1 rRNA gene is annotated in these 2,579 nt (G+C 47.9%); it reads left to right on the forward strand.

What is annotated here, in order from left to right:
• Positions 1–193: 193 nt before the first annotated feature.
• Positions 194–2,579 (forward strand): 23S ribosomal RNA (locus CD135_RS05680); the annotation flags it as partial.

The following is a 2,579-nucleotide window of genomic DNA, read 5'->3' on the forward strand; positions in this document are numbered from 1 at the left end:
TTGCACATTGAAAACTAGATAAGTAAGCAAATAGATTTTACCAAGCAAAAAACCGAGTGAATTTTTAACGAAATTCAACAAGCTTAATAATCGCGCGTCGTCTTTTTAGACGACATCACAGATTAATAACTGGTAAAGGTTAGTTAAACATGATTGTATCTTCGATACACAGTGCTTAACTAAGGATTTACATGATTAAGTTATTAAGGGCGCACGGTGGATGCCTTGGCACTAGAAGCCGAAGAAGGACGTTACTAACGACGATATGCTTTGGGGAGCTGTAAGTACGCTTTGATCCAGAGATTTCCGAATGGGGAAACCCAGCATGAGTTATGTCATGTTATCCACATATGAATACATAGTATGTGAGAAGGCACACCCGGAGAACTGAAACATCTTAGTACCCGGAGGAAGAGAAAGAAAACTCGATTCCCTGAGTAGCGGCGAGCGAAACGGGAATAGCCCAAACCAATAGGCTTGCCTATTGGGGTTGTAGGACACTCAATACGGAGTTACAAAGGAAATAATTAGACGAATGGTTTTGGAAAAGCCAACCATAGAAGGTAAAGGTCCTGTAGTCGAAAGTTATTTCTCTCCTGAGTGGATCCTGAGTACGGCGGAACACGTGTAATTCCGTCGGAATCTGGGAGGACCATCTCCCAAGGCTAAATACTCTCTAGTGACCGATAGTGAACCAGTACCGTGAGGGAAAGGTGAAAAGCACCCCGGAAGGGGAGTGAAATAGAACCTGAAACCGTGTGCTTACAAATAGTCAGAGCCCGTTAATGGGTGATGGCGTGCCTTTTGTAGAATGAACCGGCGAGTTACGATTTGATGCAAGGTTAAGCAGTAAATGTGGAGCCGTAGCGAAAGCGAGTCTGAATAGGGCGAATGAGTATCTGGTCGTAGACCCGAAACCAAGTGATCTACCCATGTCCAGGTTGAAGTTCAGGTAACACTGAATGGAGGACCGAACCGACTTACGTTGAAAAGTGAGCGGATGAGGTGTGGGTAGCGGAGAAATTCCAATCGAACTTGGAGATAGCTGGTTCTCTCCGAAATAGCTTTAGGGCTAGCCTCAAGTGATGATTATTGGAGGTAGAGCACTGTTTGGACGAGGGGCCCCTCTAGGGTTACCGAATTCAGACAAACTCCGAATGCCAAATAATTTAACTTGGGAGTTAGACTATGGGTGATAAGGTCCATAGTCGAAAGGGAAACAGCCCAGACCACCAGCTAAGGTCCCAAAATATATGTTAAGTGGAAAAGGATGTGGCGTTGCCCAGACAACTAGGATGTTGGCTTAGAAGCAGCCATCATTTAAAGAGTGCGTAATAGCTCACTAGTCGAGTGACACTGCGCCGAAAATGTACCGGGGCTAAACATATTACCGAAGCTGTGGATTATCCGTAAGGATAATGGTAGGAGAGCGTTCTAAACGTGTTGAAGCATGATCGCAAGGACATGTGGAATGTTTAGAAGTGAGAATGCCGGTGTGAGTAGCGAAAGATGGGTGAGAATCCCATCCACCGATTGACTAAGGTTTCCAGAGGAAGGCTCGTCCGCTCTGGGTTAGTCGGGACCTAAGCCGAGGCCGATAGGCGTAGGCGATGGATAACAGGTAGATATTCCTGTACCACCTATGATTGTTTGAACGATGGGGGGACGCAGTAGGATAGGCGAAGCGTGCTGTTGGAGTGCACGTCCAAGCAACAAGACTGAGTGTTAGGCAAATCCGGCACTCGTAAGGTTGAGTTGTGATGGGGAGTTGGATCATGAATCCGACGAGTCGTTGATTTCACACTGCCAAGAAAAGCCTCTAGTTAGAAAATAGGTGCCCGTACCGCAAACCGACACAGGTAGTCAAGATGAGAATTCTAAGGTGAGCGAGCGAACTCTCGTTAAGGAACTCGGCAAAATGACCCCGTAACTTCGGGAGAAGGGGTGCTTTTTAAGGTGCAAGCCTTGAAGAGCCGCAGTGAATAGGCCCAAGCGACTGTTTATCAAAAACACAGGTCTCTGCTAAACCGTAAGGTGATGTATAGGGGCTGACGCCTGCCCGGTGCTGGAAGGTTAAGAGGAGTGGTTAGCTTCTGCGAAGCTACGAATCGAAGCCCCAGTAAACGGCGGCCGTAACTATAACGGTCCTAAGGTAGCGAAATTCCTTGTCGGGTAAGTTCCGACCCGCACGAAAGGCGTAACGATTTGGGCACTGTCTCAACGAGAGACTCGGTGAAATCATAGTACCTGTGAAGATGCAGGTTACCCGCGACAGGACGGAAAGACCCCGTGGAGCTTTACTGTAGCCTGATATTGAAATTCGGCACAGCTTGTACAGGATAGGTAGGAGCCTTAGAAACGTGAGCGCTAGCTTACGTGGAGGCGCTGGTGGGATACTACCCTGGCTGTGTTGACTTTCTAACCCGCACCATTTGATCATGGTGGGAGACAGTGTCAGGCGGGCAGTTTGACTGGGGCGGTCGCCTCCTAAAGAGTAACGGAGGCGCTCAAAGGTTCCCTCAGAATGGTTGGAAATCATTCGCAGAGTGTAAAGGCACAAGGGAGCTTGACTGCGAGAC

Source organism: Mammaliicoccus lentus, from assembly GCF_002902755.1.
GTDB classification, from domain to species: Bacteria; Bacillota; Bacilli; order Staphylococcales; family Staphylococcaceae; genus Mammaliicoccus; species Mammaliicoccus lentus.